The organism is Nocardia sp. PLKS1-43, assembly GCF_059510335.1.
In genome coordinates, this window is record NZ_JCAJZQ010000004.1 from 231,464 (window position 1) to 244,398 (window position 12,935).

Genomic DNA, 12,935 nt, shown 5'->3' on the forward strand with positions numbered 1-12,935 from the left:
CGCCGAATCGGTTATCTGCCGGGCATTTTCACGATCGATACGGGACAGCTCGCACGATCGACGTCCGCACGCCACTGCCGGTGTATCGCCGAGCCGCCCCGACCGACGCCGCCGGGCCCATCCCTCCGCGAACGAGATTCGGGCATCCGGGGCCTGCGTTCGATGCATCCGTATTCGGCGACACGGCCATTCTATCAGCTATCGATGCGCAATCGATGCATAATGAGAGGGGCACCCCGCTTCGTCCCGCGCAGCGCGGGCGCCGTAGCGCTGTGATGTTGCGGCGCTCGCGTCCGCGAAAGGCAGAATGATCGCCATGTCCGATGACTCGCTACCCGACAACGACGCGACCGGATTCTCGGTGCGCACCGTCGCGGAGCGCATCGGCGTTCCCACCGCGACGCTGCGCAGCTGGAATCAGCGCTACGGCATCGGCCCGTCCCAGCATCAGCGCGGGCGCCACCGCCTCTACTCGGAGGCCGACATCGTTCGGCTCGAGCGTATGGTCCTTCTCGTACGTCGCGGCTCGAGCCCGGCGCGAGCGGCCGAGTCCGTGCGCGGCCCGGCTCCGGTCGCCGGTGATCAGGCCGCACTCCTCGACGCCGCCTTCGCCTCCGACCCCACCGGCCTGCAGTCGTTGCTGCTGGCCCATATTCACGCGTTCGGCGTCGTGGACACCTGGGAGCGGTTGTGCCGCCCGGCATTCGCCGAAATCGTCCAGCGGCAGGGGGCGGGCGAGGGCTGCATCGACGTCGAACATCTACTGTCCTGGTGCATTACGGCCGCACTGCATCGCGCCATCTCACCCCCGGCCGGCGCCGCCGCGGCCCCGGTACTGCTCGCCTGCACCAGCGGCGAGGCGCACTCTCTGCCACTCGAGGTGCTGCGCGCGGCACTCGCCGAGCGCGACGTGCCGGCACATATGCTCGGCCCCAACGTCCCGACACCCGCCCTGGGCGACGCCCTCGACCGCGGCGGATCGGGCTCGGCCGCTGTGCTGTGGTCACAGCAGGAATCGACCGCCCTCCTCTCGGCCGTGCGCACCTGTGCCGAGCGCGGCGCCCGAGTCCTGCTGGCAGGCCCCGGCTGGCAGGACGTACCCGTGCCGGACACCGCGGAAGTCGTTGCCGACCTCGGATCCGCACTTGCGGAGTTGCCCGGCGCCCACGCATCCTGGGGGAGCGAGCACCGGGTGTGATCGGTCGCTCGGAACGCGAAGGTCCGCAACGGTATCGTCCGCCTCGAACGCTCGTGCATAGCGGTGGTCACTGCGCGCACCTCGGACTCGTCCGGTTCGGTGGCGAGTTCCACGCCGGGCGCATCGGCCAGGGCGGCCCGCGCTCGCCGTAGTGTGCTGTTCACGGCCGCGACCGTGGTATCCGGTTGTCCGGCAACCTCGGCGGCACTGAAGTCCAGCATCTCGCGCAGGATGAGTACGCCCGCGGCGTAGCGGTAGCAGTGCATCGCCGCTGGGGGCTCAGCTGCCGGATGCTCAGAATCTGCGCCTGCGGTGCGACACCGGGGAATCCGTCGTCCGCGCTGAGCTGTCCGGCGATGATGCCCGCGACGATGGTTTCCGTGACCCTCACAGTCGGAGGTGCCGTCGGAGTTGGAGACGTAATCGCCGCCTGGCTGGCCAATCGCAGATCGTCTCTTGCCGCGGTGTCGAAACGACAGTGCACCGCATCTTCGGCCTCGTGCATCGAGCCCGACATCCGATAGCAATTCGCCTCGATGGGTTCGAGTTCGACCGGCCTGCGCTTGCGGCGTGCACGCGAGTTGTCCTGCGGGCCGGTGTTTCCCGGTCAGGGACGAGGTGCCTTCGGTCCGTGCACTGCGAGGTATTCGGCGGCGAGCCACGGCCCGAGTTCGTCGAGCAGCATGTCCAGAGCGTCCGGATCGGCGGTGGGCGTCCGGGCGATGGCGGCCGCGGTGCGCATCTGACCGGCTCGGTCGGGGTGGTAGTGGCCGAACACTTCCGCCGATCGGGCCAGGTCACTGGTCCAGCCACCCCATCGGGGCATCACCAGGGTCGGTCCCGTGCGCACGATTCGACGGGATACTCTGCGGGACAGCCGGATTCGTGACAGTTCGCGAGTATCTGCCACCCATTGCGACCGCCACCGCGGCAGTTGCGGCATCAGGTCTCCGTTGGTCTCCCGGGCCAACAGCGAACTCGGCCGGTAGCGCGGCAGGTCGGCGGCCAGGTCGTCACCCAGTAGCGGCGTCGTGATGTAGCGCGGGTCCGGCAGTCGCTCCCACGGCGACCGCGTGCGGCATGACCAACTTGTCGTGATAGCCGCATACCGAGCGAAAGCTGTTGCGGGGGCGGTCATTCACTCACGACGATGAGCGCGCTTCTGGCAGGCTGCCTTCCGTGAGGTCCCGGCGAGTGCCGGGGCAACCCAAGTGTCGAGGTAAGCGCGCAGCTCTCGGCCGCCACGCGGTGGCCGGCCGGGGTCGATGACGAAGGACTGGACGATGCGGAGCATGTGTTCGACGAGTTGATCCAGCTCGGCGCCGGTGATTCCGGCCGCGGTCCAGTCGACGGAGAAGCGTTGCAGATTCGAGCGGCCGAATGTGAGCGCGATATCGGACGTCACACCGGCTGAGAAGGCGCTTGCGCGACCGGGGGTGAGCAGCAGGTTCAGGTATTTCTCGTGGGGTAGGCGTTCGAGGGTGTAGGCAATGCCTTCCACCACGGCCGTGGCGGGGTCACGGATATCGCTCAGGTGCTCGGCCAGGACGTCGAGGAAGGCTCCGGTCTGTGCGACAGCGGTCGCGGTCAGCAATGCTTCGGCGCTGGGAAAGTAGCGGTACACGGTCTGGCGGGTGACGCCGAGGCCGCGTGCGATCTCCGCGATGGTGAACTCGTCACCGGATCGATCGATCGCCGCACGGGCGGCGCCCAAGATCCGGCCGACAGCTTCCTCGTCGTCGATCGGCGTGGCCCCTGACCAGCCATGTGTGCGCACCGAACAGTTCACCCCTTCAGCGGCGCCGTGTCGCGTCGAGGGTACCGGTGGACGCGGGCTGCGTCCGGGCACCGGTGGTATGCGACAAGTCTTGACCATACATATCATGTCAGTTGTATGGTCCAGGTAGCCCGCCGGACGGAAGGAACACCATGACCAGCGCACCCCCGCGCCCGAAACAGCTCGACTCCCCGATGCTGCCGAAGATCTTCAAATACGCAGGTGCAGTGCAGGTTTGGATCTACCGGCGCACCGGCGGACGCGTCGGCGGAAAGTGGCGTGTCGGTGCCGGATTCCGCAAACCGGTGGCGACCCTGCTGCTGGAACACCGGGGCCGCAAATCCGGAAAGTCGTACACCACGCCCCTGCTCTACATCACCGACGGTGCCGATACGGTCATCGTCGCCTCACAGGGCGGGCTTCCCAAACACCCGCAGTGGTACCACAACCTGCGTGCCGACCCGGACGTCCACATCCAGATCGGCCGTGATCGCCGCCCCGTGCACGCCATCACCGCCGACCCGCACCAACGCGCTCGCCTCTGGCCGATGCTCGTCGAGGCCTACGCGGACTTCGATACCTACCAGGCATGGGCGGATCGCGAAATTCCGGTGGTCGTCCTCCGGCCCCGCACGGCGCACGACTGAATCCGATCGACGGAGATCCGCCACCCCTCACGAAGCGGTGACCGATGCGAATTGTCTTCGGTTACACCGACTTCGATTGCAAGCCCGTAAGGGCCGCTCTGCCAACGGTTCACGTGACAGTGCGAGAGACCGGGTGATCGTCGAGGAGACGATGAGCGCGCGGCTCGCGAACGGCAACACCTACCGCAACGACTACTGCTTCGTCTTCGAGCTGCGCGACGGCCGCATCCACCGGGTTCGCGAATACATGGACACCGCGCGCGGACATCGCGATGTCTTGCAGACCGACGACCCGATTCGAACCGTGGCTTCGTCGAGCCGGTGAGTGGTTGAGCGGCTGGGGATTTCAGCCGATCGGCGACGGGGCGAGCTGTCGCACCGAGAAGCGGTAGTCGGCCTGGCGCAGCAGTTCGTCGGGGTCGTCGGTGGGCGGATAGATGAACTGCTCGTTGACCCTGCGCTTGCGTGCCTTGGCGACCGCGCCCGTGGCGACCACCCGGCGGTCCCAGCCTTTGCTGAACATGGCCTCGGTGGAACCCAGATCCAGGCAGGTGACGTACGGTTCGGCCACGAACGGGACGAGCGGAAGGCCGAGCAGCTCGGCGACGGCGTTGTGCCCGGCATATTTGCCCAGTTGCAGGGCGTGCTGGCAGCACTGCAGAACCCGGGTGCGATCGTCGGCGGCGGTCGCGGCGGTGTCTCCGGCCGCGTAAACGCCCGGAGCGTCCAGCGCTCGCAGGTAATCGTCGACACGAATGCGCCCCAGCCGATCGCGAGCACCCGGAATATCGCCGGTGAGCGGGCCGGCTTGCACTCCGGCGGTCCAGACCACGGTGGCAGCGGCGATCCTGCTGCCGTCGGACAGGGTGACCCCGTGTGGATCCACGGCAACTGCGCTCACCCCGAGACGTTGTGCCACACCGAGTTTCGCGAGAACCGCCAGAATGTGCGGGCGGGGGCCGGGACCGAGTTCGGGACCGATCTCGTCGCTTCGCTCGACCAACACGATGCGGGGAACCTCGCCCGGCGCGCGCTCGGCGATCGGCCGCAGCCGGTCCACCAGTTCGGTGGCGATCTCCAGGCCGGTGAAGCCCGCGCCGATGACGACCACGGTGAAACGCCCTTCGCCGGGCGGGATCTCCGGCAACCGGTGCAGGTGCGCGTCGAGCGCCGCCGCGGCGGGCAATGTGTCCACGTCGTGCACCAGTTCGGCGCCCGGCAGCCGCGGACGCAACAGCCTGCTTCCGGTGGCGAGAATCAGTCTGTCGTAACCCGTTTGGATGCTGCGGCCGTCTGTTCCGACGCCGGTGACCGTTCGCCGATCGGTGTCGATGCCGGTGACGATCGCGGGTATCCGGCGCACGCCGACGGGGCCCAGGATTCGGTCCAGCGGCACGCGCATGCGGTCCGGATCGGCCTCGTACAGCCGCGGGCGGATCACCAGGTCGTCACCGGGGGTGAGCATCGTGATCGACACGTCTTGCCGGACACCGTGCGCGCGGGCCAGCCGTACCGCGCTCGCCGCGCTCCAGACGCCGGCGAAACCGCCGCCCACCACGAGAATCTTCGACACCATATCTTCCTTCCGCTCGGCTAGCGGTCCATGTTTTCGAAGCCGCGCCGGGTGCGCGCCACCGAACTCGCGGGCGCGCCCGCCATCAGATCGGCGATGGTCTGTGCGGCGAGTTCGCGCCGCCAGGCGAGTTCCGCGCGACGCATCGCCACCGCGATACCGCACGCGTGGGCGAACTCGTCGACCGCCGTCGCGCCGCTGACCCCACGTCGGCGAATTTCGTTGCAGCGGAACGGATCCACACCACCTTCGACAGCAGTCACCACGTCGAGGAGGGTGATCCGCTCGGGCGGGCGCGCCAGGCTCAAGCCGCCCCGAACCCCCGGGGCCGAGGTCAGAATCCCGGCCCGAACCAAGGCCTGCAATCGCTTCTTCAGATATTCCACCGGCAGGTCGAACCAGGTCGCCAGCCGCGTGACCGACACCGGGCACTGCTCCTGCACCCAGGCCAGCGTCACACAGCAGTGCAAGCTCCACTCGACGCCCTCGCCCATCTTCACAATAGGGATATTAGATGTCCCGGTTCAATAAGGGAAGGGGAAGCGGACCGGATCGCCCGCCGCCTGATCGATTCCTTCGCGCCGACCAGCAAGGGGCACGACTGGGGTGGCGGTGATGTACGCACCGCGCATCACCACCTGAGCGGTTCCCGTCGCCCATGGCTTCGCTGTCCGAACGCGTCATATTCGCCGAACCGAATGTCGAACACTTGTTCGATGATGAGGTAGGGTGACCCGCGTGAACACACATTCGACTGCACTGGCATCGGATGCTCCGGCACGGAGATGGTCGGAACTGGCCGATGTCGATCTGCTGCGCACCCTCGTCGAAACCGAACGCCGCCGGCGTCGACTGGGTGCGGCCATGGTCGCGGCCGTCGCCGAGGCCGAGCGCCGAGGCCTCGCCGCCGACACCGGCTACCGGGATACAGCGGAGCTATTGAGTGATCTGTTGCGGATCAGTGCCTCCGAGGCGCGTCGGCGTATCCAATACGCCGCCCCGCAGGCCCGTTCACGTGCCAGAAAGGCGTGGCGGGCGGTGACGGCGGCGGGTTGAGCCGACCGCCGGCACGGTCCGCGCTCGGAGACCGGTTCGCTACTGCGCGGGTGAGAAGCGCGTCCGGCATCCCGGGGCGACTGGCCGGACCGCGACCAGTGGGTTCGGGTTGAAAGTTGGGATCGGTAGGAGGCGCGCGCGCCGTCTACTCACCCCATGACATATTCACAACCTCCCGCGAACCAACCGCAGTCCGCCGGCTTGGACAAGAAGACCAGCGCGATCCTGTCGTACGCGCTGGGGTGGCTCACCGGAATCATCTTCCTGTTCGTGGGGAAGCACGATGCCGATGTGAAATTCCATGCCTCGCAATCGATCGTCTTCTTCGGGGCGGTCTCGATGATCAATATCGTCCTGAGTATCGTCGGCTCGTTCCTCGGGGTCCTGGGGATCATCTCCAGCCTCGCCGGACTCGCGGTCGCGGTCTTCGCGGTCGTCGTCTGGATCATGGCCATGGTCCGGGCGAACAACACCGGCGGCGTCCGCGCGGAGCTTCCCATCGTCGGAAAACTCACCGCCCCTTACGCCGATCGGTTGGCCAACTCGATCGAGTAGCGGCGTATCCGAAGTCCCAGCCGCGTTCCGTCATCGATGATGCTGTCGGCCCGGTGCGTGCCGGCCGGATGCGGCAGTCCGAAGATCAACGGCCCGAGGGCATCTCGGGCCGTTGGCGTCCGCGTGGAAGATCCGGCACTGCCGATTCGGCACCCCGGTCAGGCCGGGCATTGGGCGGGCGGCTCGGCCCGAATCTCGCACCCGGCCGCGTTCACCGATCAGCGGCCAGCACTGCTGTGAGACCTTCCCGCAGGTCCTGGACGAAATACTCCGGCACCTCCAGCGACGGGAAATGCCCGCCGGTTTCGGGTGTCCGCCACCGGACGATCCGTCGGTACCGCTGCTGTGCCCAAGGGCGCGGGCACTTCTCGATGTCGCGGGGATACATGGTGATTGCCGAGGGGACGTCGACTCGAAGGTCGGGGTCGAGCGAGTTGTGGCTCTCGTAGTAGATCCGGGCCGCCGACGCGCCGGTCCGCGTCAGCCAGTACAGGGTGACGTCGTCGAGAATGCGGTCTCTGGAAATCGTTTCGAACGGGCTGTCTTCGGTATCGCTCCACTCGGCGAACTTGTCGAGGATCCAGGCGAGCAGTCCGACCGGTGAGTCGACGAGCGAGTAGCCGATGGTCTGCGGTCGGGTCGCCTGCTGCTTCGCGTACGCCGCGCGGTGGCGTCGGCCGGTGCCATGCCAGAAATCCCGGGTTTCCTCGGTCCATTTGCGTTCGGTCGCCGTCAGCACATCTGTCGTCATCCCGGGCGGTGCTTCCGCGAACAGTGTGTGGATGCCGAGCACATGCGCCGGGAACCTGCCGCCGAGCACCGTGGTGATATTGCCTCCCCAGTCGCCGCCGTGGGCGACGAACTCGCGGTAGCCGAGGCGGCCCATCAGTTCCACCCACGCGGCCGCGATCTTTTCGGTTCCCCAGCCGGTGGTGGCCGGTTTGTCGCTGTAGCCGAAGCCCGGCAACGACGGGACCACGACGTGAAACGCCGGTGTGGCAGCGTCTTTCGGATCGGCCAGCTCGTCCACCACATCGATGAACTCGGCAATGCTGCCCGGCCAGCCGTGCGTCAGGACCAGGGGAGTGGCATCGGCACGCGCCGACCGACGGTGCAGGAAATGGATTCCCAGATCGTCGATTGTCGTGCGGAACTGGCCGATTCGGTCGAGGCGCTGCTCGAACGATCGCCAGTTGTATTCGGTGCGCCAGTAATTCACGACATCGACCAGGTCGGCGATCGGAACGCCCTGCTCCCATCGGCGAGGGCCGGGCGCGGCGCGATGGACCGTCTCCGCCTCCGGTAGCCGCGCGGCGGCCAGTCGTGCGCGCAGATCGTCGAGGTCGGCGTCGGTTGCGTGGGCTTCGAATGCTTGCACGTCGTTGCTCGGACGGGGCATGAGACCTCCTGGCCATCGCGGAATCGGCTACCACCTGCTGTGAACCTGCTAAGACGGTTCTAACATGCCGCGATATTCGCCGGCAACCGGCTAAGGTGGTTCCATGCCTGCTGGGTTCCCCGACTTTCGCCTCGGCAATGTGCTGGCTACCAGCTTCACGGCGACTCTGACCGAACGCTGTGGCGACGCCGTGGAACGCATTCCCACACCGCAGCGGCTCGTCGACTGGCTGGCGGTGAGCGGCCTCGCCGTGGACTCCTGCACCCCCGCCCAGCTCGAACTCGCTCGGGAACTGAGGGAATCGATCCACGCCGCCGCGACAGCGGCCGCGATCCACGACGCCCTCCCGGCGGCCGCGGTCCGAATCATCAACGAGCGCAGCATTCAGGGTCGCGCCGCGGCCGTGCTGACTCCCGAGGGCAATCGGCGATGGCGACTCGGTTCGGCGTCCCGCGTGGAGGATGCCCTGGGCGTGATCGCCGCCGACGCGGTCAGCATCATCGCGGGTGAACGAGACGGAAAGCTGGCCTTGTGCGCATCGCCGACCTGCCGAGCGGCCTTCTTCGATACCAGCCAGAGTCGCACCCGCAAATGGTGCGATATGAACACCTGCGGAAATCGTCAGAAGAAGGCGCGCTTCAACGCCAACCAGCGCAAGAACGCCAGAGGGCGATCACATCCGACGGGTACCCGATAATGCGCTGGCCGACCGAAAACTGCTGCCCAGGGCGAATATTCGTTCGTACTGATGGGTGCGTCCGCAGCGGCGGGCCCATTCCGGCAGCACTCGCGGGTGGTTGTCGTCGGCGGCGACAGCTCGAAAAACCTGAGGGGGCAGCGTGATCCAGGTGCAGATGATCGGTCCGGACGATTGGGCGATGTGGCGTCGGCTCCGGCGGGACGCGCTGACGGACGCACCGGCAGCGTTCGGATCGGCGCTCGCCGCATGGAGCGGCTCAGGCGACACCGAAATGCGATGGAACGGGCCGCGGCTCTGCCGCAGTACGAGGCATTACCGAGCCGACATCTCCCGCCGTGCGGCGGGAGATGTCGTGGCTGGTATTTCGGGTAATGCCTGCTACTCGGCGGCGCGGCTGGTGAAGTCGAAGGAGCCGCCGTCGATGCCCCAGGAGATGATCCGGTCGGGGTGGATTCGGATGACCGCGCGTTCCTGGGGCGGGAACGGCGGCTCTTCGTCGTCGAGAGCCTCGGCGGTGCCGCGCACCTCGATGCCGCGAATCACGTAGGGCTCCACGGAAACCTGCTGGTCGACGACGAACGACACTCGGCTGCCCGCTTCGACGTTGCGGTACTTCCGGCTGGCACGCATCCGCATGCCCCCGATGTCGATAGTGCCGTCGGCGTTCACCCGGTAGCTGGTCGGGTTGTTCTGCACAACGCCGTCGGGGGACACGGTGGCCAGCCGGCCGATTCCGGCCTCGGCCAGGAACTTCTGCTCGTTGGTGGTGAAGGACATGGCGGTTACTCCTCGATGGATTCGATATCGGGTGTGCTCCCGGCGGTCGGCCGGGAGTTGTCGGGTCCGGGGCCTACCTCGTGGGCCGGGATCAGAACAGGATCAGCGCGGCGCACAGTCCGGCGATGGCGATGCCCTGCAAGGTGACCCGGTACTTCAGGATGCTGTCCCACTTGTCCTGCAGTGCACGGGCATCGGCCGGAATGATGCCGCTCTGCGCGGCGGCGGTCTGCTGGGTGTTGATCGGCTTGGCGACGCGGACGTAGAAGCCGAGCCAGGTCAGCAGTGCCGCCACCGTGATCGCCGCCGCGACGGCCGCGCCGATCTGCCCGGCCAACAGCGCGATGACCAGCGTGAGCACGGCCGTGACCACGCCGCCCGCGCCGAAGACCGGCATACGCTTATCGCCGTAGTAGTGACCCCATCCCGCACTGATGGTCACGGTCGCGTCGTCGAGCTTGCGGTACACGGACCGGGTGATCACGGCACAGGAGATATCGGTGCCGTAGACGACGGCATTGGCGAGAACGGCTACGGCGGCGATGACCTGGCCGGTGACGATGAGCATTTCGGCTCCCTTTCTTGAGAGCTAGCATCGCTAGCAACTGGAGCAACGGTAACACCGGGTCGCTATCTTGTCTAGCTCTGCTAGTTTTTCAAGCGCTGCCACCATAGGCGGCGTGATCGACGCACGGGCAGGGGATTCTGCGGGCGTCCCCGCGCGACTCGACCCCGAGGGTGAATCGCTTGCGAGAGTTGGAAATCCGCGTCCGCGCGGCCGGAACGCCGCACTGACGGCGAACGCCACAACTGTTCCGCGAAAACTCCGGATTCTCGCAGCCGGGAGCAGTCTGCCGGACACGCATGCCGATGCCGTTCCCGACCACCATCAGCGTTTTCGGCATGCCTGGGTCTCAGGCCGTAGTCGTTCATCGCCGCGGCGACGTCCGCGGGCTCGCCGTCGAACGGATTCTCCCTGGGGCGCATCACCATCGGTCGCTGGGACTCGGGCGTCGGTTACGCACCCGCTGGACAGGAAGCGCTGGCGACGTCACGGAAGACGCACCTGTCGAGCGGTAGTAAAACCGGGGTCCGCGGATGTCCGGGATTCCGAAACAGATCCCCGGCACTCGGTGTTCGACCAAGCCGACGCCGAATCGGTTGCCGCCCAAATGCGAGCCGATGCTCAACGCGCCGGCCGAGAAGTTCCCGAAGGTGGCAGATCATCTAGCCGCCGCACGAGCGGAGCTGTCAGTCGTAAACCAGGTTCCCCGAACAGATTGGGCGTCGGAGGGTCGATCAGAGAAAGGCGGGTACCACGCGGTCCGCGGTGCGCACCGCGAAGGCGAGGGGCCGCGCGGCCAGTCCCGCGATCGTGCCTCTCGTGCGCCCGCGGCGCCTGGTCGAAACCCGCGGCGGCAGTACCGCGAACAGCGTCGCGAGCGCCGGAAGCGGGCGGATGAAGACCGTGTAGTCGACGATCTGTCCTTGTTCGTCGCAGCGCACCGAGTTCATGGCTTCCAGTTCCACTCCGCGCACACGGGCGCGGAACGCGAACGACCCGGTATCTCCGGCCGCGATCGGTTCGGTGGTGGTGAGGTCGTCGAGGACGGCGAAGATGTCGCGGTGCAGCTCGGTGACCTCCTGCCGGCCCTCGAACCGCACTCGCGCCGTCATCGGGGAGTGAAAGACCACGTCGGGCGCCAGGAACTCGGCGAGCGCATCGGCGTCGCCGCTCTCTCCGGCGGTGCGCAGGGCCGCGAGCGCCGCCCGGACCGGCGAGGTGGAAACGTCAGCGGGACCGGAGGCAGACATGCGAACCCTCTCCTGGAGGACTATTCGAGGAAGCTTGATAAAATCAAGTCTCATGGAGGAAGTCAAGCAAAAGTCGGTGCGTTCCTATGGGCAGTTCTGCGGTCTGGCGCGCGCACTCGATGTGGTCGGCGACCGCTGGAGTCTGCTGATCGTGCGCGAACTTCTGCCCGGCCCCAGGCGCTACGGCGAACTGGCGGCGTCGCTGGGCGGGGTCGCCACCAACCTGCTCGCCGACCGCCTGCGAAACCTGGAGTCCTGCGGGGTGATCGAGCGGCGCCCCGGCCCCACGAGGGGTGTCGTCTACGCGCTGACACCGTGGGGCGGTGAGCTGCGTGAACCGCTGGAGGCGCTGGTGCGCTGGAGCGCCCCGCTGATGATCACCGGCCGGGGCGGCGACACCTTCGAACCTCGCTGGCTCGCCGTCGCACTCCCGGCGCTGCTGCGCGAGAAGACTGCGGAACCCCCGGCCGAGGTCGGCATCGAGGTGGGTGGCTCGGTCATGATCCTGCGGATCGACGCGCACGGCCCGCACGTGGCCGTCCAGCCCGACCGACGCCCCGACACGATTCTCGAGGCGGAGCCGGAGGTGGTTCTCGCGCTGGCCGCCGGGGCGATCACGGTCGAGCAAGCGCTGGCCCAGGCGAACGTGCACGGCGATCGGCGCGTGCTCAGCACGGTGCTGGCGGGAGCGCGGGAATGAGCGGACTGCTCGACGAGGTCCTCACCGCCCACGGCGGCCTCGAACGATGGCGGGCCGTCACGGCCCTGACCGCGCACGGCAGATTCGGCGGTCTCCTGCGCTCGCGCTTCCCCGGAAACCGACTGGCCGAGGTGGAGGTGCGGGTGCGATTGGCGCAGCAGCACGCGGTTTTCCGCGGCTTCCCGCAGGCCGACCGGCAAACGGTATTCGATCGAGGCGACGTCCGAATCGAGACTCGCGATGGTGAACCGATCAGCGCCCGGCGCAACGCCCGCGCCTCGTTCACCGGCCTCACCGGACTCCGCCGCAACCTCCGCTGGGACGCTCTCGATGCCACCTACTTCGCCGGATACGCGTTCTGGAACTATCTGTCGCTACCCCTGCTGCTGACCCGCGACGGCATCACCCTCACCGAGGGCGACATCCGGTCGGAAGGCGGCGAGCGGTGGCGACGTCTCGAAGTCGCCTTCGCGCCGCATGTGCATACCCATTCCGCACGACAGACCTTGTATATCGACACCGGCGGCCTCGTCCGTCGGCACGACTACGTTGCCGAGCGCGTCGGCCGGTGGGCGCGCGCCGCGCACTATTGCGGCGAGCACCGACGGTTTGCCGGACTCACCTTTCCCACACGGCGACGGGTGTACCCGCGAGGTCCGGGCGATCGGGCTCTGGGGCATCCGATCCTCGTCGCGCTCGACATCGACGACATCGAGGTCGAGACCTGACGCAATTCAT

General features: G+C 67.4%; 16 protein-coding genes. 8 read left to right on the plus strand and 8 right to left on the minus strand.

All coding sequences use genetic code 11. The annotated features are described in order from the left end of the window. The first annotated feature begins 316 nt into the window (after nt 1-316). Nucleotides 317-1,198 (plus strand): MerR family transcriptional regulator, encoded by an 882-nt coding sequence (locus AC5WS7_RS16595; protein ID WP_495955392.1) that lies wholly within the window; start codon nt 317-319, stop codon nt 1,196-1,198. Nucleotides 1,199-1,805: 607 nt separating this feature from the next. On the opposite strand, the gene AC5WS7_RS16600 is transcribed toward AC5WS7_RS16595, so the two are convergent. Next, nucleotides 1,806-2,336: a hypothetical protein gene (locus tag AC5WS7_RS16600; protein WP_495955393.1), complete on the minus strand. Its 531-nt coding sequence runs from the start codon at nt 2,334-2,336 to the stop codon at nt 1,806-1,808. Beyond that, a complete protein-coding gene (locus AC5WS7_RS16605; protein ID WP_495955394.1) occupies nt 2,337-2,975 on the minus strand; it encodes a TetR/AcrR family transcriptional regulator in 639 nt (212 codons plus the stop codon). Between the two features lie 152 nt (nt 2,976-3,127). Here AC5WS7_RS16605 and AC5WS7_RS16610 point away from each other — a divergent pair, with 152 nt between their 5' ends. Next, the gene (locus tag AC5WS7_RS16610; protein ID WP_495955395.1) at nt 3,128-3,622 is read left to right on the plus strand and encodes a nitroreductase family deazaflavin-dependent oxidoreductase; all 495 of its coding nucleotides are present in this window, start codon (nt 3,128-3,130) and stop codon (nt 3,620-3,622) included. 151 nt (nt 3,623-3,773) lie between these two features. After that, the gene (locus tag AC5WS7_RS16615) at nt 3,774-3,947 is read left to right on the plus strand and encodes a nuclear transport factor 2 family protein (protein WP_495955396.1); all 174 of its coding nucleotides are present in this window, start codon (nt 3,774-3,776) and stop codon (nt 3,945-3,947) included. A gap of 21 nt (nt 3,948-3,968) precedes the next feature. Here AC5WS7_RS16615 and AC5WS7_RS16620 read toward each other — a convergent pair whose 3' ends face one another. Together AC5WS7_RS16620 and AC5WS7_RS16625 are read right to left on the minus strand one after the other, a co-directional pair. Continuing rightward, nucleotides 3,969-5,195 carry an NAD(P)/FAD-dependent oxidoreductase gene (locus tag AC5WS7_RS16620; protein ID WP_495955397.1) on the minus strand — a complete coding sequence of 409 codons (1,227 nt, stop codon included), beginning with the start codon at nt 5,193-5,195 and terminating at the stop codon, nt 3,969-3,971. A 20-nt stretch (nt 5,196-5,215) separates the two neighbouring features. Beyond that, on the minus strand, nt 5,216-5,689 hold the full coding sequence (locus AC5WS7_RS16625; RefSeq protein ID WP_495955922.1) for an RrF2 family transcriptional regulator: 474 nt from the start codon (nt 5,687-5,689) through the stop codon (nt 5,216-5,218). A 244-nt stretch (nt 5,690-5,933) separates the two neighbouring features. Here AC5WS7_RS16625 and AC5WS7_RS16630 point away from each other — a divergent pair, with 244 nt between their 5' ends. Both AC5WS7_RS16630 and AC5WS7_RS16635 read left to right on the plus strand, forming a co-directional pair. Next, a complete protein-coding gene (locus AC5WS7_RS16630) occupies nt 5,934-6,251 on the plus strand; it encodes a DUF222 domain-containing protein (RefSeq protein WP_495955398.1) in 318 nt (105 codons plus the stop codon). Nucleotides 6,252-6,407: 156 nt separating this feature from the next. Next, a complete protein-coding gene (locus AC5WS7_RS16635; RefSeq protein ID WP_495955399.1) occupies nt 6,408-6,806 on the plus strand; it encodes a DUF4870 domain-containing protein in 399 nt (132 codons plus the stop codon). 211 nt (nt 6,807-7,017) lie between these two features. On the opposite strand, the gene AC5WS7_RS16640 is transcribed toward AC5WS7_RS16635, so the two are convergent. Next, nucleotides 7,018-8,205: an epoxide hydrolase family protein gene (locus AC5WS7_RS16640; RefSeq protein WP_495955400.1), complete on the minus strand. Its 1,188-nt coding sequence runs from the start codon at nt 8,203-8,205 to the stop codon at nt 7,018-7,020. A gap of 103 nt (nt 8,206-8,308) precedes the next feature. Between AC5WS7_RS16640 and AC5WS7_RS16645 the strand changes: the two genes are divergently transcribed. Then, entirely contained in the window at nt 8,309-8,902 is a 594-nt protein-coding gene (locus tag AC5WS7_RS16645; RefSeq protein ID WP_495955401.1) for a CGNR zinc finger domain-containing protein, read from the plus strand. Nucleotides 8,903-9,283: 381 nt separating this feature from the next. Here the strand turns inward: AC5WS7_RS16645 and AC5WS7_RS16650 are convergent, their stop codons facing one another. The 3 genes from AC5WS7_RS16650 to AC5WS7_RS16660 all read right to left on the minus strand — a co-directional run bounded on the left by AC5WS7_RS16650 (nt 9,284) and on the right by AC5WS7_RS16660 (nt 11,497). Next, nucleotides 9,284-9,682, minus strand: coding sequence for a PPOX class F420-dependent oxidoreductase (locus tag AC5WS7_RS16650; protein ID WP_495955402.1), 399 nt, complete (start codon nt 9,680-9,682; stop codon nt 9,284-9,286). Nucleotides 9,683-9,773: 91 nt separating this feature from the next. Then, nucleotides 9,774-10,250, minus strand: coding sequence for a DUF1772 domain-containing protein (locus AC5WS7_RS16655; RefSeq protein ID WP_495955403.1), 477 nt, complete (start codon nt 10,248-10,250; stop codon nt 9,774-9,776). A 731-nt stretch (nt 10,251-10,981) separates the two neighbouring features. Next, nucleotides 10,982-11,497, minus strand: a complete 516-nt coding sequence (locus AC5WS7_RS16660) for a nuclear transport factor 2 family protein (protein ID WP_495955404.1) — start codon at nt 11,495-11,497, stop codon at nt 10,982-10,984. 52 nt (nt 11,498-11,549) lie between these two features. Between AC5WS7_RS16660 and AC5WS7_RS16665 the strand changes: the two genes are divergently transcribed. Beyond that, complete coding sequence (locus AC5WS7_RS16665) at nt 11,550-12,197, plus strand: winged helix-turn-helix transcriptional regulator (RefSeq protein ID WP_495955405.1); 648 nt, start codon at nt 11,550-11,552, stop codon at nt 12,195-12,197. Beyond that, nucleotides 12,194-12,925 carry a hypothetical protein gene (locus AC5WS7_RS16670; protein ID WP_495955406.1) on the plus strand — a complete coding sequence of 244 codons (732 nt, stop codon included), beginning with the start codon at nt 12,194-12,196 and terminating at the stop codon, nt 12,923-12,925. Before AC5WS7_RS16665 ends, AC5WS7_RS16670 begins: the two co-directional genes overlap by 4 nt. Nucleotides 12,926-12,935: the final 10 nt, after the last annotated feature.

Bases quoted from the DNA above. Each gene is read 5' to 3' on its own strand.
- AC5WS7_RS16595 (WP_495955392.1), top strand. From the start codon at position 317: ATGTCCGATGACTCGCTACCCGACAACGACGCGACCGGATTCTCGGTG.
- AC5WS7_RS16600 (WP_495955393.1), bottom strand. From the start codon at position 2,336: ATGACCGCCCCCGCAACAGCTTTCGCTCGGTATGCGGCTATCACGACA.
- AC5WS7_RS16610 (WP_495955395.1), top strand. From the start codon at position 3,128: ATGACCAGCGCACCCCCGCGCCCGAAACAGCTCGACTCCCCGATGCTG.
- AC5WS7_RS16615 (WP_495955396.1), top strand. From the start codon at position 3,774: ATGAGCGCGCGGCTCGCGAACGGCAACACCTACCGCAACGACTACTGC.
- AC5WS7_RS16625 (WP_495955922.1), bottom strand. From the start codon at position 5,689: ATGGGCGAGGGCGTCGAGTGGAGCTTGCACTGCTGTGTGACGCTGGCC.
- AC5WS7_RS16635 (WP_495955399.1), top strand. From the start codon at position 6,408: ATGACATATTCACAACCTCCCGCGAACCAACCGCAGTCCGCCGGCTTG.
- AC5WS7_RS16640 (WP_495955400.1), bottom strand. From the start codon at position 8,205: ATGCCCCGTCCGAGCAACGACGTGCAAGCATTCGAAGCCCACGCAACC.
- AC5WS7_RS16645 (WP_495955401.1), top strand. From the start codon at position 8,309: ATGCCTGCTGGGTTCCCCGACTTTCGCCTCGGCAATGTGCTGGCTACC.
- AC5WS7_RS16650 (WP_495955402.1), bottom strand. From the start codon at position 9,682: ATGTCCTTCACCACCAACGAGCAGAAGTTCCTGGCCGAGGCCGGAATC.
- AC5WS7_RS16655 (WP_495955403.1), bottom strand. From the start codon at position 10,250: ATGCTCATCGTCACCGGCCAGGTCATCGCCGCCGTAGCCGTTCTCGCC.
- AC5WS7_RS16660 (WP_495955404.1), bottom strand. From the start codon at position 11,497: ATGTCTGCCTCCGGTCCCGCTGACGTTTCCACCTCGCCGGTCCGGGCG.
- AC5WS7_RS16665 (WP_495955405.1), top strand. From the start codon at position 11,550: ATGGAGGAAGTCAAGCAAAAGTCGGTGCGTTCCTATGGGCAGTTCTGC.
- AC5WS7_RS16670 (WP_495955406.1), top strand. From the start codon at position 12,194: ATGAGCGGACTGCTCGACGAGGTCCTCACCGCCCACGGCGGCCTCGAA.